This is a genomic window from Pseudomonas sp. PDM19 (genome assembly GCF_014852215.1).
GTDB lineage: Bacteria > Pseudomonadota > Gammaproteobacteria > Pseudomonadales > Pseudomonadaceae > Pseudomonas.
This window is the reverse complement of the sequence record NZ_JACVBG010000004.1, coordinates 669,206-685,225: the sequence shown is the minus strand read 5'-3', so window position 1 is coordinate 685,225 and position 16,020 is coordinate 669,206. Positions and strand designations below refer to the sequence as shown.

19 protein-coding genes and 1 pseudogene are annotated in these 16,020 nt (G+C 59.7%); 3 read left to right on the top strand and 17 right to left on the bottom strand.

Annotated features, from left to right (window positions below; all coding sequences use genetic code 11):
• Complete coding sequence (locus IB273_RS25370; RefSeq protein ID WP_192225306.1) at window positions 1-957, bottom strand: reverse transcriptase domain-containing protein; 957 nt, start codon at window positions 955-957, stop codon at window positions 1-3.
• 747 nt (window positions 958-1,704) lie between these two features.
• Here IB273_RS25370 and IB273_RS25365 point away from each other — a divergent pair.
• Window positions 1,705-1,923 carry a carbon storage regulator gene (locus tag IB273_RS25365; RefSeq protein ID WP_192225305.1) on the top strand — a complete coding sequence of 73 codons (219 nt, stop codon included), beginning with the start codon at window positions 1,705-1,707 and terminating at the stop codon, window positions 1,921-1,923.
• 269 nt (window positions 1,924-2,192) lie between these two features.
• On the opposite strand, the gene IB273_RS25360 is transcribed toward IB273_RS25365, so the two are convergent.
• Together IB273_RS25360 and IB273_RS25355 are read right to left on the bottom strand one after the other, a co-directional pair.
• A complete protein-coding gene (locus tag IB273_RS25360) occupies window positions 2,193-2,702 on the bottom strand; it encodes a hypothetical protein (protein WP_192225304.1) in 510 nt (169 codons plus the stop codon).
• Between the two features lie 71 nt (window positions 2,703-2,773).
• Window positions 2,774-3,202 carry an anti-virulence regulator CigR family protein gene (locus tag IB273_RS25355; protein ID WP_192225303.1) on the bottom strand — a complete coding sequence of 143 codons (429 nt, stop codon included), beginning with the start codon at window positions 3,200-3,202 and terminating at the stop codon, window positions 2,774-2,776.
• Between the two features lie 505 nt (window positions 3,203-3,707).
• On the opposite strand from IB273_RS25355, the pseudogene IB273_RS32015 reads away from it, so the two are divergent.
• Window positions 3,708-3,857, top strand: a pseudogene (locus IB273_RS32015) (hypothetical protein); the annotation flags it as partial.
• A gap of 82 nt (window positions 3,858-3,939) precedes the next feature.
• Here the strand turns inward: IB273_RS32015 and IB273_RS25345 are convergent.
• From IB273_RS25345 to IB273_RS25290, 12 genes are all read right to left on the bottom strand, one after another.
• Window positions 3,940-4,488, bottom strand: coding sequence for an arsinothricin resistance N-acetyltransferase ArsN1 family B (locus tag IB273_RS25345; RefSeq protein WP_192225301.1), 549 nt, complete (start codon window positions 4,486-4,488; stop codon window positions 3,940-3,942).
• A 7-nt stretch (window positions 4,489-4,495) separates the two neighbouring features.
• A complete protein-coding gene (arsH, locus tag IB273_RS25340) occupies window positions 4,496-5,197 on the bottom strand; it encodes an arsenical resistance protein ArsH (protein ID WP_192225300.1) in 702 nt (233 codons plus the stop codon).
• 12 nt (window positions 5,198-5,209) lie between these two features.
• Window positions 5,210-5,680, bottom strand: coding sequence for an arsenate reductase ArsC (locus IB273_RS25335; RefSeq protein WP_192225299.1), 471 nt, complete (start codon window positions 5,678-5,680; stop codon window positions 5,210-5,212).
• A 27-nt stretch (window positions 5,681-5,707) separates the two neighbouring features.
• Window positions 5,708-6,991: an arsenic transporter gene (locus tag IB273_RS25330; protein WP_192225298.1), complete on the bottom strand. Its 1,284-nt coding sequence runs from the start codon at window positions 6,989-6,991 to the stop codon at window positions 5,708-5,710.
• 20 nt (window positions 6,992-7,011) lie between these two features.
• Complete coding sequence (locus IB273_RS25325) at window positions 7,012-7,359, bottom strand: metalloregulator ArsR/SmtB family transcription factor (RefSeq protein WP_192225297.1); 348 nt, start codon at window positions 7,357-7,359, stop codon at window positions 7,012-7,014.
• Window positions 7,360-7,489: 130 nt separating this feature from the next.
• Window positions 7,490-8,857, bottom strand: a complete 1,368-nt coding sequence (locus IB273_RS25320; protein WP_192225296.1) for an ATP-binding protein — start codon at window positions 8,855-8,857, stop codon at window positions 7,490-7,492.
• Window positions 8,854-9,516 carry a response regulator transcription factor gene (locus IB273_RS25315; RefSeq protein WP_192225295.1) on the bottom strand — a complete coding sequence of 221 codons (663 nt, stop codon included), beginning with the start codon at window positions 9,514-9,516 and terminating at the stop codon, window positions 8,854-8,856. The genes IB273_RS25320 and IB273_RS25315 overlap by 4 nt, the downstream gene beginning before the upstream one ends.
• A gap of 2 nt (window positions 9,517-9,518) precedes the next feature.
• Window positions 9,519-10,160, bottom strand: coding sequence for a tetratricopeptide repeat protein (locus tag IB273_RS25310; RefSeq protein WP_192225294.1), 642 nt, complete (start codon window positions 10,158-10,160; stop codon window positions 9,519-9,521).
• The gene (locus IB273_RS25305) at window positions 10,157-10,963 is read right to left on the bottom strand and encodes an SDR family oxidoreductase (RefSeq protein ID WP_192225293.1); all 807 of its coding nucleotides are present in this window, start codon (window positions 10,961-10,963) and stop codon (window positions 10,157-10,159) included. The genes IB273_RS25310 and IB273_RS25305 overlap by 4 nt, the downstream gene beginning before the upstream one ends.
• Window positions 10,950-11,630, bottom strand: a complete 681-nt coding sequence (locus IB273_RS25300) for a TenA family transcriptional regulator (protein ID WP_192225292.1) — start codon at window positions 11,628-11,630, stop codon at window positions 10,950-10,952. Before IB273_RS25300 ends, IB273_RS25305 begins: the two co-directional genes overlap by 14 nt.
• 8 nt (window positions 11,631-11,638) lie before the next feature.
• Window positions 11,639-13,105, bottom strand: coding sequence for an AMP-binding protein (locus IB273_RS25295; protein WP_192225291.1), 1,467 nt, complete (start codon window positions 13,103-13,105; stop codon window positions 11,639-11,641).
• Complete coding sequence (locus IB273_RS25290) at window positions 13,095-13,772, bottom strand: thermostable hemolysin (RefSeq protein WP_192225290.1); 678 nt, start codon at window positions 13,770-13,772, stop codon at window positions 13,095-13,097. Before IB273_RS25290 ends, IB273_RS25295 begins: the two co-directional genes overlap by 11 nt.
• Before the next feature lie 205 nt (window positions 13,773-13,977).
• On the opposite strand from IB273_RS25290, the gene IB273_RS25285 reads away from it, so the two are divergent.
• The gene (locus IB273_RS25285) at window positions 13,978-14,598 is read left to right on the top strand and encodes a tyrosine-type recombinase/integrase (protein ID WP_192225289.1); all 621 of its coding nucleotides are present in this window, start codon (window positions 13,978-13,980) and stop codon (window positions 14,596-14,598) included.
• An 80-nt stretch (window positions 14,599-14,678) separates the two neighbouring features.
• Here IB273_RS25285 and IB273_RS25280 read toward each other — a convergent pair whose 3' ends face one another.
• Entirely contained in the window at window positions 14,679-15,155 is a 477-nt protein-coding gene (locus tag IB273_RS25280) for a MaoC family dehydratase (protein WP_192209996.1), read from the bottom strand.
• 23 nt (window positions 15,156-15,178) lie between these two features.
• On the bottom strand, window positions 15,179-16,015 hold the full coding sequence (gene panB / locus IB273_RS25275) for a 3-methyl-2-oxobutanoate hydroxymethyltransferase (protein ID WP_192209997.1): 837 nt from the start codon (window positions 16,013-16,015) through the stop codon (window positions 15,179-15,181).
• Window positions 16,016-16,020: the final 5 nt, after the last annotated feature.

The following is a 16,020-nucleotide window of genomic DNA, read 5'->3' as shown; positions in this document are numbered from 1 at the left end:
CTAGAGCTTCGGTGATTTATGAATAAACATATCGACGATTGTTGATCCATATTTTTTACGCAGCTTATCAAGGTAAGCAGGATCAACCGTATTTACGTAATTTATTAAACCAGAAAACTTCTTGATAGCTTTTTCATCATCCGCCGCGTCCATGATCTTCAAAAATCTAGCCCTGTCTTTTACGTAATAAAAAAGACGGACCTCGATATCCTTTTTATACCGCATATCCACAGTAACTCTTCCATTCGGAAGAACATTAAGCCCCAACAGCTTAATTTTTCCGCCCTTCCTTGTATATTTTGTCTTCCCTGTATTTATACCCAGCCGTCCAAAAAACTCAGACTCCAGGGTACGACACACGACGCCGAACAAAGGATCAAGGGCCTGCTCGTTGGACGAGGAAAAAATCAGGTCATCTGCGTAGCGGGTATATATAACGCCATTATCCAGACAATGCGCAGTCAAAATCAGATCCAGAGAGTACAGGCATGCATTGCTAATAGCTGGGGAAGTAGAGAACCCCATCGGCAACGAATCACCAATAGTAACCAACTCCAGAATTCTCTCAATCCAAATATCTAAATCTGAAACGACACAGGTATCTACTGCCCAACCTAGGGTCCGCCTAACATCAGACCTATTCAGACTGCCAAAAAAATCCTTCAAATCAGTTTGGAAGTAAAACTTACTTTCCGCATGTTTCTCGACAGCATCAACAGCATTAACACCCTTCCGGTAAGAAAACACAACATCATCAACAACCGGAAGTCTTTCGAACAAAAATTTATTCAGAAACCTGTGATACGCACGCAGTTCTTTATCGGCTTTATATACGACCCGCCCGTTCACCGTCGCCGACTCATATAAACTTCCTACAGAGCCATTAGCAAAGTGCTCGAAACTCTGTTTCCCCCTGTACATTGCAAAAAAAAGATCTTCTAAAGGTCTCTTCTTCATATTTCATCTACCGAAAAAATCCATGACTCCATCGTATATGGAACCTAGTCCGTAGCCAACAGCAACGAATGGACGTCGGTTAAGGCGCCGCAGATAGTAGGTTCAAAGAAAAGGAATGAGGGCGAAGACACGATTGCCCCATACGGGTGATACCAGAACGGAATAAAAGGACGTGTGTGAGGAGGTAAGACGAAACAAGGCGGCGAGCGGCGACGAACGGGAGGCATAGGAAATGAGTAAACGAGCGAGAGCGGGGAGCGGGGAGCGGGGAGCGGGGAGGAGGTTTTACTATTTGTGAAGCCCTTTAGACATCAGGCCTAAAGGGCAACACAAACGTAAACAGGAGACTAGACGACTGTAGAGGCCATTTGTGACTGGAGCTGCTCCTAGTCTTGGCATGAGTTGATCATAAAGCAGCCAGCATACCAATGCAATGCTAGTGCGTGGACTGTCGAAAATGTGTCGAAATCAGTGGCACGAAAAGCTACGGAATGGGACATCAAATCGGCGAAAACAGTGGCATTGGAACGTATAGCAACGCTTCAAAGCACTGTTTTAGAGGGTTTGAAGCCCGGCCACGCCACCGGGCGTGATTGCCTTCCCTGGTCAGAAGCCGGCTGCACGAAGGCAGCGGCGAAAGCGGGAGCCCGGATGTTGCCATCATTGCCATGACCGATGCCAGCGCAGCGATGCCGCAGCAGCCAATCCATCACCCAGCCCCACCCGCCACCGAGCAAGTGAGTCCTCATGGGAAACCTGCTGTTGAGCCGCAACATCTTCGAAGCCATTCACCTCTTCGTCGACCCGGAATGCTCCGACGAAGAACTCATCCGCCAACTGCGCAGCCAAAAGCTGGTGATCCGAATCGGCAGAGTGCAGGACCAGCAAGTGCGACTCGTCATCGCCGCGCCGCCCTGCGTCCGAGTTCTGCGCGAAGAACTGCTGCCGGACGACGCGCATCAGTAATGCCGCCCGCAAATACATCCCGTGAGGGGCCGAGTGCTCTCCTGAACACCCACCTTCGACGTAGCGTCTTTACCTGTAGAAAGCGAAGATCCAGACAGGAATGACACTAGCTTTCTTTCCGCGAAAGCCGCTCATACGAGCACATCGCGACGCTCCGAAAAAATAGTATCAAGGGTTCGACTCTATCTGCCTGGAAGGTCAACACCAATCCTAAGTGGACCGCAACCTCGGGCAGCTATCGACCCATAGCGGACGTTTCACATGGACGCTCAGCGCTTGTCTGGATAGCTGGCGGTGCTGCCAGTCAACTCCATTAGCACCTTGAGCTGGGCGGCCTTTATCGGAACGGTGAGATGTTCTGCGCCGGCAATGATGGCTGTCTGCATATCCGGAGATAAGCCGCTCAGGATCAACTCACAGAGCTTGCGCACTTCATCGAGGGTTGCGTGCTCGGCGGCCAAAATGTGTTTGCCCGGATGGTCGTCATGCGAAGCTCCTAAAGCCAAAGGCTCCCGCACATGAAGGCCACTGGCCTGTCCCTTCTCCAACGAGTCCAACGAGTAAGCAGGTAGAGCAAAAGCGATCTCGATCTGCCTGGCCAAGTCCTCATCGATCCGTCTGAAACCCTGCTTGGACGTTGGCCATAAGCATCGTGATATCAGGGTCGGATTTTTGCCGAGCTTTTCAGCAGCTCGGCTCTGCGCACCTGGGGCGTTTACCCCGTAGGTGCGATCCAGGAGGTGACGGAAGTTGAGCCGGCGAATCTCGTAGTCAACCATGCTGCGCATTACTCACGTAGATGACCCTGAAGCGCATTACTGTTCACCAGTTGCGCTATCAACACAGATACTCAATCCAGCACGTTGTGCAGCACTTCATAGATGACGCCGGTGGCAATGGTCACCAGAAGCAGGTCGGTACCCGCCTGCTGCCATTCATAGCCGTCGTAATGAGGTAGGCGACCGACCAGTCGGCCGTCGAGTTTCTTCGCGATACCTGGTGGTAACGGCTTGCCACGGGCGAGGTTCTTCTGGATTCCCGGCGGTAGCGATGCGCCAGGATTCCAGTAGTTGCGGTTGTCGTTGAGGATGACCTGTACGCCGCCGATGTCGATCGAAGGGCCCCCTTGCCAGTTGTTCCCGCCACCTTGCCCTTGGTTGCCATGCTGTCCACCCTGGCCATGCCCTTTCCCCTTGCCAGGGTCAGCCAACAAAGCAGGGGCCGAGCTGATCAGCGCAACGCCCAGGGCGGCCGAAAGCAGCGTGTTGAGCTTGAACATTTGCACAACTCCTTGTGGTGCATTCAGTAGAGGTTGAGCGTAGCCGTTCAGATGTGAAACCGAAGTGAACAAGCCGGCACCTCAGTGCCAGCATTTCGTCGGGAGGCTACGAACCACGGGGGCTGCAGTGTTGTCTCAGAACTAACTCAACATCACCCCTGGAGGCGTCTCTACTATGAAGAAATCCCTGGTTGTTGCAGCAGTCTGTGCCTTCGCACTGGGTGCCACAGCAATGCTGCCCGCCGACCTCTCTCCGGTTGGTTCGGTCTATGCCAAGGGCAACGGTGGTGGCGGTGGTAATGGTGGTGGCAACGGCGGAGGAAACGGTGGCGGCCACGGTGGTGGCAACAGCGCCGGTCATTCGGGTGGTAAGTCTGATGGCAATTCTGGTGTGCACGGCGCCAAGAGCAATGGTGCGAACGACGGTGGCGAGCACGCTGGTAAGGCCACTCGTGATCATGGCCTGAGCGGCAACCATTACGGCAGCGCCCGCAATGACGATAGCGGCCATGGCTCGACTACCTCGGGTGTCGCGCACTCCAAGGACACTCGTGGTCTTTCCAAGGCGACAGCCATCTCTTCCACGACGCCTGGCACCCACAACAACAAAGGTCTGAGTAACGCAGTGGATTCGTCCACGAAGAATGATGACTGATTGCTTTTATAGCGACGCCCAAAGGGCCGGCTCTTAGAGGCCGGCCCTCACGTAGTGGGGCAGGATTGCACGCCCAGTGCTGTTACTTCCCCACAACGTCGCAGTATCGACGCGGATTCTCGGGCGAGTTGCCCGGTTCACCAAGCTCCAGTCGCCAATAGCCAACGTCGTGCCATTGGCCCAGCTTGAAGCCTACCTGCGGGAAGGTGCCGATGTGCCGGAATCCGAGCCGCTCATGCAGGCCCACGCTACCGGCGTTGGGTAGCGCAATACCGGCATAGGCCGCGTTGAATCCCTGCTTGGCGAGCAGGGGAAGCAGCCCGGCATAGAGGCTGCGGCCCACTCCAGCACGACGCTCACCCTCTGCGATGTAGACGGTCACATCCACTGCCCATCGGTATGCGGCACGCGCTCTGTGCTGGCTGGCGTAGGCGTAGCCAACCAGGCGTCCATCACGCATCGCGACGAGGTAAGGGTACGTCTGCAAGGTCGTGACGATGCGCTGCCGCATCTCCTCGATGGTCGGCGGCATCTCCTCGAAGGAGATTGCCGTATTCGCCACTATGGGGGAGTAGATGAGCTGGATTGCCGGCGCGTCTTCAGGGCGTGCCTGTCTGATTTCGATGGGCATGGCGACCTCAGATCGAACGCTGATTCACGCGGGCGGAAAGCTGCTCGGCGCTCTCCTTGCGCTCCGAATAACGATCCACCAGGAAGTCCTGGCGATCGCGCAGCAGCAGGGTGAACTTCACCAGTTCCTCCATCACGTCCACCACACGGTCGTAATACGCCGAAGGCTTCATGCGCCCCGCGTCGTCGAACTCCAGGTAGGCCTTGGGCACCGAGGACTGGTTGGGGATGGTGAACATGCGCATCCAGCGGCCGAGTACGCGCAGCTGGTTGACTACGTTGAACGACTGCGAGCCGCCGCAGACCTGCATCACAGCGAGCGTCTTGCCCTGGGTGGGGCGCACGGCGCCGAGCGCCAGGGGAATCCAGTCGATCTGCGCCTTGAACACCGCAGACAGGGCGCCATGGCGTTCCGGCGAGCACCACACCTGGCCTTCCGACCACTGCACCAGATCGCGCAGCTCCTGCACCTTGGGGTGCTCTACCGGCACATCGTCAGGTAGCGGCAGGCCCGAAGGATTGAAGATGCGCGTCTCGGCGCCGAAGTGCTCCAGCAGGCGCGCGGCTTCCTCCACCAGCAGGCGGCTGAAGGAGCGTTCGCGCGTAGATCCATAGAGCAGCAGGATGCGTGGCTTGTGCTCACTGGTGCGGGTTGCCGCTGGCGGCAGGTCGAACAGCGAAAGGTCGAGGTTGGGCAGTTGCTCGGACATGGTTCCTCCTGCTCAGAGAGCACCGATGCGATCCAGCTCGCGCTTGAGCTCGTCGCGACCGAGGGTGGCAAAAGAAAGGGCGAAGAAAGCCCGGCAGCGCTGTTCGATGCGAGCCAGCGTGGCGCGGAAGGCGGCGTCGATTGCAGCTTCTTCCCCCACCACATCAGATGGGTCTTCCAGCCCCCAGTGGGATTTCAGCGCCGGGCCGAAGTACACCGGGCAGGCTTCGCCGGCGGCCTTGTCGCAGACGGTGATGACGATGTCCGGCGGATTGCCTTCGAACGCGTCATTACCTTTGCTGCTCAAGCCCGAGATGGAAATGCCAGCCTGCTGCAGGGTGGTGAGGCTGCGCGGCAGCACCTGGCCTTTGGGGAAGCTGCCGGAGCTGACCGCCTCGAAGCCGTCCGGCGCCAGGTGGTTGAACAGCGCTTCAGAGAGGATGCTGCGGCAGCTGTTGGCCGTGCACATGAACAGGACTCGCATGGAGGTCTCCTCCGCTCAACGCGGACGTCAGAGGCTCAGGCGCAGCGCCAGGGCCGAAAGGGTGATCAGCAGGACGGGCAGGGTCAGCAGGATGCCGACCTTGAAGTAGTAGCCCCAGGTGATGCGCATGCCTTTACGCTCCAGCACATGCAGCCAGAGCAGCGTGGCGAGGCTGCCGATGGGGGTGATCTTCGGGCCGAGGTCACAGCCGATCACGTTGGCGTAGATCATCGCCTCGCGCACCAGGCCTTCCGCACCGCTGGCCTGGATCGACAGCGCGCCGACCAGCACGCTGGGCATGTTGTTCATCACCGATGACAGCAGCGCCGAGAGCAGGCCGGTACCGATGGCAGCGCTCCACAAGCCCTGTTCGGCAAGGCGGTCGAGCAGGTGGGTGAGAAAGTCCGTGAGGCCGGCATTCTTCAGGCCGTACACAACCAGGTACATGCCGAGGGAGAAGATCACAACCTGCCAGGGCGCTTCGCGCAGCACGCGGCGGGTGGAGATGCGGTGCCCGCGAGCGGCGACGGCAAACAGGATGGCCGCACAGACAGCAGCCACGGCACTCACCGGGATGCCCAGCGGCTCCAGGGCGAACAGGCCGACCAGCAGCACCAGCAACGTCCACCAGCCGACGATGAAGGTGGCGCGGTCGTGGATCGCCGCCTTTGGCTCCTTCAGCGCATCGAGCGCGTATTGCCTCGGGATGTCGCGACGGAAGAACAGGAACAGCACCAGCAGGGTGGCGGCGACACTGGCGAGGTTCACCGGCACCATCACCGAAGCGTACTCGGCGAAGCCCAGGCCGAAGTAATCGGCCGAGACGATGTTTACCAGGTTGGAGACTACCAGCGGCAGGCTCGCTGTGTCGGCGATGAAACCGGCAGCCATGACGAAGGCCAGGGTCGCTGCGGGCGAGAAGCGCAGGGCGAGCAGCATCGACATGACGATGGGGGTGAGGATCAGCGCTGCGCCATCGTTGGCGAATAGCGCCGAGACAGCAGCGCCGAGCAGTATGCAGAAGGCAAACAGCCGGTAGCCGCTGCCATTCGCCCAGCGCGCCACGTGCAAAGCGGCCCACTCGAAGAAGCCGGCCTCGTCCAGCAGCAGGCTGATGATGATGACGGCGATGAAGGTGGCGGTGGCGTTCCAGACGATGGCCCACACGGTCGGGATGTCGTGCAGCGAAACCGCGCCGGCGGCCAGGGCGATGATCGCTCCCAGCGCGGCACTCCAGCCGACACCTAGGCCCTTGGGTTGCCAGATGACCAGAACGAGGGTGAAGACGAAGACAGCAACAGCGACCAGCATGGAGGACTCGCTCGAAGGGATCAGCAGCAGGCGGCGTCACGGACGGGGCGGCCATCCATGTTCTGCAGGCGGAGGGTGTTGTCGGCCAACCATTGCGCGTTGGCCTGCAGGGTGACCTGCAGCATCTCATGCACCCAGGCAGGCAGCTCGGGGTTGAGGCGGTAATACACCCACTGGCCTTGGCGGCGATCCAGCAGCAGACCACTGCTGCGCAATTGCGCCAGGTGGCGACTTATCTTCGGCTGGCTGTCGTCCAGCGCGCACATCAGCTCGCAGACGCAGAGCTCGCCCAGGCTGGCGATGAGCAGGGTGGCGCGAACACGGGTCTCGTCGGCCAGGCTCTTGAAGACTTCGGGAGGAGTGATCATGGCTTCACCTTACATATGGAAAATCGAATATACGAATTTCCATATGTAAGGTGCAAGCATCCTGGATTTGATTGCCCGCTAATCGCCGCTTGCCGCCTCTGGAGAGAGCCAGCTTCCGACCAATCGCAGTCTAGGATGCAGGTATGAGTCTTAGCGTTGCCCGAAGCCCGCCGGAGGGTAGATTGCTCAACTGCACACTGCCCCCAAGCCGCTCCATGATCATCGCCACAATGGACAGGCCCAGTCCGGCGCCGTTTTCAGAGCCTTTGCTGTAAAAACGCTCGAAGACACGGTCGAGGTCGTCTTTGTCGATGCCAGGGCCCTGATCTTCGACATTGAATACGATGGCGTTGCCTTTACGGTGCAGCGTGACGTTGATTCGACCGCCAGTTGGTGAGTGATTCACTGCGTTGGCCACTAGGTTTTGCAGGGCAATGCCGAGGGCTCCTGCATCACTTTGAAGCTGATAGTTGCCCTCGGTGATCTCCAGAGACGGCTCTTGGCCCTGATCCAATATCCAGGGTGTCATCTCCGCCAATGTTTCCGTCGCCACTGCGGCGGCATCCACTGCCACCCAGTTGCGTTGCCCTAGTCGCGGCTCGATCCTCGCCATGGTCAGTAGCTGATTGACCACTCGACTGAGACGATCCACACCGCCGACCAGAAACTCCAGGGCATTATCTCGCTCAGCATCGCTTCTGGCTTCAAGCGCGTTCTGCGCATGCAGGCGAAGGATTGCCAGAGGAGTCCGCATCTCATGGGCAGCGTCGGCAATGAATCGGTGTTCTCGACGCAGCAATTCATCGATTTGCCCGAGCAGACGATTAAGCGCCGCCTGCATGGGTTCCAGCTCCCGGGGCAGAGGCACGAGTTGCAGTGGCTCCAGCGACTCTGCGTGCCGCGCTCGGATGACACGTGCCATGTTCTGCAGCGGTTGCAGCCCCCAGCCGATGGCCAGCCACACCAGCAGCGCTAACGCGAGACTGCCGATCAGGAAGGGAAACAGGGTGTGGCGGACGATGCGACCGATCAGATCGTCGCGCACATCGTTGCGCTCACCGACCCAGATCACCAACTGGCGCTCTGGCACGGGAAGCACGAAGCTGCGCCATTGCTGCTCCCCCACCATGATGTTGGAAAAGCCGGGCTTGGACAGAGGACGAGTGAAGCTCGGGGCACTGACCGTATGTACCAGGACTTCACCGTTGATGCGCCACACCTGGAAGGCGAGCTTGCTTTCGTAGGGATGACCGACGCGATGCTTGCCCGCCTGACTCAGGGCTTCATTGAATGCCAGGTACAACGCATGGCGATCCTTGTCGTCCAGCGGCATGCTCATGACGCCTTGCAAGAGGCGCGCGTTTTGCGCCAGATGGGCGTCGTAGATCTCGTCGATCTCGTGGCTGCTGTCGTGATAGTTGTAGAGCGCAAGCAGACTGGTACCGACCAGCAACAGCAGCATGACTCGCCAAAGCGTGCGTTGGCGCAACGAGCTCATGCTTTTCCTTCCACCAGATAACCGATGCCGCGAACGGTGCGGATCAGATCGTTGAAGAGTTTCTTGCGCAGGTGGTAGATGTTCACTTCCAGTGTGTTGCTCTCGGGCTCTTCATCCCATCCGTAGAGGAGCTGAGTGAGCCGCTCGCGGGTGAAGACCTTGCCGGGTTGGGACAGCAGTTCATGGAGCAGCCGGTACTCTTTCGGGGTCAGCACGACTGGATGTCCCTGGTAGCTGACTTGCCGAGTGGCCGGGTCGAGTGTCACCCCTGCATGCTCAATCAGCACCTTGGCGCGACCTGCGCTACGTCGAAGGAGCGCACGCAGACGAGCTTTCAGCTCGTTGAGGTCGAAAGGTTTGACCAGGTAGTCGTCGGCGCCGGCATCGAGACCCGCGATGCGATCATCGGTCGCGTCACGGGCAGTCAGGATCAACACGGGCACCGCATCGCCCCCAGCACGCAACCGGCGCAGCACCTCGATGCCATCCAGGCGCGGAAGTCCCAGATCCAGCACGACGAGATCGAAAGTCTCCTGCTGCAAGGCGTGCAATGCACTCACCCCGTCCTGCAGCCAGTCGATGGTGTAACCCTCCTGACGCAATCCGTTGCAGATACCTTCCCCCAGAGCGGGATCGTCTTCGACTACCAGCAGCCGCATGCTTAGTCCTGCTTGTCCTTGATCGTCTTGAGTAAAGCATCGATTTCGCCGCGCCGGCCCTGGTCGGCCAGCTCACGGCCGGGCCGTGGCTCTGCCTGCAGTGCTTTCTGCAAAGCCGCACGCGCTTCGACGTAATGCCCTTGGCGATAAAGATGATCACCCCAGAAGTAATTGCTGTCGATGCCTTCCGGATTCAACCGCAGCGCCTTGCGCAGCAGCTCATCTGCCTTGTCCGAGTCACCGAACCCGATGGGCCAGCCAGGCACTCGGTCATACAGTGCGCCGAGGCTGGTATAAGCCGACCCCTGCAGAGCGTTTGGATCGAGAGTCAGGGCCTTCTCCAGGCTCGCCCGGGCAGCCTTGACCTTGCCCAGCGCGCCAAGCCCGCCTGTGGCGCCGGCCCAACTGCTGGTGACGATCCCGTTCCAGATCCAGGCTTCCGCAGCCTGGGGCTGCTCGCGGGTGAAGGCCTCTGCGTCGCCCGCCAGCTTTTCGAAAGCGGCTGCGCGTTGCGCCTCAGGCATCTGGTACTGGATTTGCGCCCAACGTTGCTGGATCGCGCTGAGGTGCTGGCTGCCAGCCTGATCGAGCGCCCAGGTAAGCGGAGAGAAGGCAATGAGGCTGGCGAGTATCAGGCGTTTCATTTGCTGTGCTCCTTGGCGTTGGCATCGCTGTAACGGCGGATCAGTGGGAGCTGCTTGCGCAACGCGCGGTCGACCACGCCGGGCAGCATGCCGTTGAGGCGCACGAAGAGTTTTTCCGGCCATCCCAGGTACAGCTCGTTGCGTTGGTGTTGCACCGCATCAAGTACTGCCCGCGCGACATCGACCGGATCATCCATCCCTACTTTCAGCGCCTGGTTGAGCGCAGTGGCGGCTGAAGTGTTCATCGATGTACGGGTGGCACGTGGCGCCGCGTAGAGAACGTCGACCGTGGTATCTGCCAATTCGCGTCGAAGCGCCTCGGAGAATCCGCGCAGGGCGAACTTGCTGGCGCTATAGGTCGCGTAGCCGGGATAGCCGATGGAGCCGTAGATGGAGCCGACGTTGACCACCAACGCATGAGGCTGCTCGCGCAACAATGGCAGCAGCAGGCGGGTCAGCTGCAGGGGGGCCTTGATGTTGAGATCCAGCAGGTCGTCCAGGGTGTCCTCATCGATCTGCTCAAGCAGGGCGAAGCGGTTCACACCTGCAGCATTGATCAGCACGTTCACCCCGCCCATGGCCCAGGCCGCGGTGGCGACCTCCTGCCGGCCACTCCTGGTACGAAGGTCAGCAGAGTGCCAGCGCAACTGATGGGGATAGCGGTTCATGAGCACCGCCAGACCGCCAAGGTGTCGGCTGATGGCCAGCACTCGTGCGCCGCCAGCACACAGCTGGCTGGCCAGTTCCAGACCAATGCCGCCGCTGGCACCGGTCAATACCACCACCGACTCACGCAAGCGCATGCTGCACCTCTGGCTGGTGGGCTCGCGGCAGGCCTTGGAACATCTCGGTGTACAGCTGGTAGACGACCTTGGCGGAATGAATCACCGCCTCTTGATCTTCCGGACGATCCAGGCGGTTCATCAACTCGCGATAGGTCGCCATGTGATCCTGGTCGAGCGCGCCGTGGGAGCTCAGGTAGCTGAATGCCGTCGGCGGTAGACCAAGTCCTTGCTGGATGCTGCCGGCGGCCTGCGTGGCGAGGGCAATGCTGGTGCCTTCGAGGACGTTGACCATGCCGAACAGACCGACAGGATTGTCGCGGGCAATCAGGTCATAGAGGAAGGCCACCATCAGCTCGATCGGCAGACTGGGGCGGCTGTTGCGCACCAGCTCCGCGTCACCACCGCAGGCTGCAATGTCATTGAGAATCCATTGCTCGTGGCCGTACTCCTCCTCGATGTATTCGCAGACTGCACTGCGCAACCATTCAAGACGGCTGGGAAGGCGAGCGCCGCACGCCATCATCAGTGGAACGGTATGGCGAACGTGGTGATAGGCCTGGGTGAGGAAGGCGATGTAACCCTCCAGGCTGACAACGCCACCCAGGGCGTCGCGAATGACGGGAACGCTGAAAAGTGCCTGGCGTTCCTGCGGGGTGGCTGATTGGAGAGTGTCGAAGAAGTTCATGGCAGACCTCAGGATTGCGAGAGTTCAGTGATGAGGGGCTGGTGGCGACGGAGGATTTCCTGGCGGCGCGGTCGGCCGTTACTGGTAAGGGTTCCGTCAGCACCGCTAAACGGGCTGGGTAGGCGTCTCCAGGCATGAACCTGTGCGTAATCGGGTAAGCCGACGTTGCATTGCTGCACGGCTTGCTCGATGACTTCGTCGCTGATGCTGGGGTCGATGGGCCAGAGCAATGCGAAGTTGCGTGGCAGCCCCTCGCCGTGGACGAAGGCCTGGAGGATCACGCCTGTCTGGGAAAGCTCGGCCTCGATCCACTCGGGATTCACGTTGCGACCGAAGCTGGTGATGAACTGGTTCTTTTTGCGGCCCGCCAGGTAGAGGAAGCCAGCAGCGTCGAAATGGCCGAGATCGCCGGTTGGCCACCATTCCCCGTCGAAAGAAGGTTCGCCTAGGTAGCCCAGCAGGGGCGAACCTCGAACCAACACTTCCCCGTCATCCGCGATACGCACCTGGACGTGCGGCAGGGGACGGCCAACGCTGCCTGGATGTTTATCGCCAGGGCGGTTCAGGCAAACCACGGAGGCGCATTCTGAGAGCCCGTAACCTTCGAAGACCGGAAGGCCCACTGCTTCGGCGCGCTCCAGCAAGCTGCTCGCAACTTTGGCACCCCCCACTGCGACGAAACGCAGGGGGCCGACCTTCATCATTCCGCGCTCGATGGCTGTGACCAGACCAAGCAGGAGCTGTGGCACCAGAATCAGGCTCTCGGCGCCGCTGAGTGCAATGGTGCCGAGGAAGCGTTTCCAGTCGACCTGACTGGCGCCACCGATACCCATCTGCGCTTGCGGATAGAGCGTGATGCTGGCCCCCGCCAGGAGGGCGGCATAAATACCGAGGTTCTCCAGCAGGACGGCCAGCGGAAGCACTGCGAGGTACTTCGTGGGCTCAGCGGCACGGCTCGCTGCTTCCAGCTCCTGTGCAACGCACAGCAGTGAAGAGGCGCTCAGGCATACGCCCTTGGGCGACCCGGTGCTACCGGAGGTATAGGTGATCTTGGCAGTGCCTGCCGGCAAGTCGGCGTCGACAACGGCCGGCCGCTCCCAGAAGCGCTCGCCGGGTGTGAAGCCGGCTGCTCGCAGAGCTTCCACGAAGGAGTCGTTGGCAACGGCAAGCGTCGCCTGGGTCTGCATCAAGCAATGCAGGCGCTGTGCGGCACTGAAAAAGGGCGGCAGGATGACGCAAGGGCGCTCAGCGAAGAGGGCGGCCAGATCCCAGAGTAGTGCGTCAGGGCCGTTCTCCAATGCGAGGGCAAATGGCCCTTCGGGTTGCTCTCGCAGCCATGCTTCGCGACGTTCAACTTCACCCAAAAGCTGGGCATAGGTGACATTGCCAGTGATTCCGCGTACAGCTGCTTTCGAGGCATTCTCCGTGGCATGCGTTTGCAGCACCTCACGAAAGGCGTTCAGTTCATGCGGCATGGCCGGCCTCCTGTAGCAGCATTGGGAAACCCATGCGCTTGTACACACCCGCGCGCTCCAGCTCGTCATGGCCGTAACCGATGTTTCCTGCGTAGACCAGGGGGTGCTGCGCGTAATAGCTGCCCCAGCTGGCTAGCTCGCCGTTCAGGCGACTGGGGTCAGCTTCGGCGATCACGGTTGGCTCCAGTCCCAATCGGTGGAAGCTGTTGACCAGGGTGGAGGCACCGGTAAAGGCGACCCACTGCAGGTCACGCGCAGCCAGCAACCAGGTCACGGCGGTGATGATCACGCGCGCACTACCCGCGCTCAGGGCGGCAAGGTTGCCTACCTCGACCAACTGCTCACGCCCGACGGCACGACCTGCAAGCCGCGACACAACACTTTCCAGCGGCTCGTCCAGGTAGTGCTCAAGAAACAGCGGCCCGTGACTGGCCGGACGAATGCCCGCGGCTGCGATCAAGCGCCCGTGGCTGTCCTGAAGCCCGATGAGCTCCGGCAGATAGTGGTGGACGTCAGCGTGGTGGATGGACTCGAAACGCGCATGGATGAAGGTCTCAAGCTCCTCGCGGTCGGAGTCGCCCTCGCGGCGCAAGGTCAGTCGAGCTTGTCGCTCGGCGATGGAGCCAAAGTGGAATGGAAACAGGCCGCTCCATTCTTGCTGGGTCATGGTGATCCCCCCAGGGGTCTTTCGATGAGGGGAGTATCAGCGGCGAATCTGAAAGTAGTCTGAAGTCGCTGAGAGTCAGCGGCGGTGGGAACGAAATATCCGGCACGCGTGTTTTAAGAGCATCTCCGACCATAGGGCTTGGCCGAAGCCTCCTGGAGCTAGAAGCGATGCACCCTATTCCCTTCACTCATGTGGAGGACGAATCATGGTCGCACACACAACGAAAGCTCACGAACCTTGGAACAAAGGCAAACTGGTCGGCCAGAAAGCTCCGCTGAGACTCAGGGACATTTGGGCTATCAGAGTGCGACTGGAAATCGCAAACAAGGATCGTGATCTGGCGCTGTTCAACCTCGCCATCGACAGCAAGCTACGAGCCTGCGATTTAACGAAGCTGCGCGTCAGAGACATTGCTCACGGTGATCATGTATCGACGCGCGCAATCGTCATGCAACAGAAGACCCAGCGGCCGGTGCAGTTCGAAATCACCGCTCAGACGAGAGCATCAGTTGAAGCTTGGATCCATGCCGCTCGCCGTCGCAACGACGATTTCCTTTTTCCCAGTCGTTCTCGACACTCAGCGCACATATCCACGAGGCAGTACGCCCGCATAGTGAAAGCTTGGGTAACGACAATCGGTCTCGACCCCACGCTCTACGGAACCCATACGCTTCGTAGAACCAAAGCATCGCTGATCTATCGCAGAACGAAAAACCTGCGGGCGGTGCAACTGCTGCTAGGCCATACGAAACTGGAGAGCACTGTTCGATACCTCGGGATTGAGGTGGACGACGCTCTAGAAATGGCGGAACAGACTGAGGTTTGACCTTTTCTCTACGTTGGCGCCGGGTTTCGAACCGGCGCCTCTTTGAGTCGGCTAGCGACCCATAGCGGACATTATTCGAGCTAGGGACAGACACCATTGGTTGGGTCGCCATCCGCCACCATTTCCCGCAAGCGAGCTCGCTCATTTTCTCCGGGAAGCACACCGGTGGTTTCTGCTTGCAGCACGACTTCGCCGTCCGGGTTGGTGATCTGAATGGATGCACGAGCGCGGCCGCGCTCGTCGATATCCGTGATTTCCCAGACGCAGGTGATTTGCTCACCAGCGTAAACCGGGCGTTTGAACTGGAAGCTCATGCCCGTCGCCAGCCAGCCGATCTGCCCGCCAATTTCCGTGAGCAGGCTTGCCGTCAGCAAACCGTGAGAGATGGGCGCGCGAAAGCTCCTCAACTGGGCATAAGGCAGGTCGACGTGTACTGGGTTGTAGTCACGGGAGATGTCCGCGAAACGCTGTATGTCCTCCACGGAGAATGTCCGCACGACGGTGAACCGATCACCCTTACTCAATCCATCGATCGCTCGTTGCCTGGCGTTCCGCATCGTTGCTCCCGCTTCTCTTGGTGTCAGAAGGTATGTTCCGGCCCTGGGAAGGTGCCTGCTTCCACATCCGCCGCGAACGCCTTTGCCGCCTCGCTGAGCACTCCGCGCATGCCCGCATACTGTTTGACGAAGCGAGGAAGGCGCCCAGTGCGCAGGCCCGCCATATCCTGCCAGACCAGCACCTGGGCGTCGCATTGGTTGCCCGCGCCGATGCCTACAGTGGGGATTGTGGCCGCCTGCGTAATAGCGGCGGCAACTTCGCCGGGCACCATTTCGATCAGCAGTGCAAAGGCGCCGGCAGCCTCGAATGCCTTTGCCGTTTCAAGCAGATGTTCCGCTTGCTCACCTCGACCCTGGACTCGATAACCGCCAATCTGATGCTCATGCTGCGGAGTGAAGCCGATGTGTGCCATGACTGGAATTCCGGCACGAGACAGGGCTTGAACCTGCGGCACCATTTCGAGGCCACCCTCCAGCTTGACGGCCTGCGCACCACCTTCCTTCATGAAGCGAACAGCGGTGTGGAAACACTGTTCCGCAGATGCCTGGTAAGAGCCGAAAGGCAGGTCGGCGATGACAAGCGACCTGCGAGTAGCGTTGGTGACTGCGCGTACCAGGGGAAGCAACTCTTCGACTGTCACCGTCAGAGTCGACTCATATCCGAAGACGGTATTTGCAGCTGAATCGCCGACCAGAAGCACCGGTATGCCTGCGGCTTCGAAAATCTCTGCGCTGTACAGGTCGTAAGCGGTGAGCATCGCCCATTTGCGTCCCTGTGCCTTCATTTCCTGAAGGTGGGGAATACGCACTCGCGCGGCAACGGGAGACGAAGAATACGGAGAAGGAGTCTGTTTACTCATGGGCT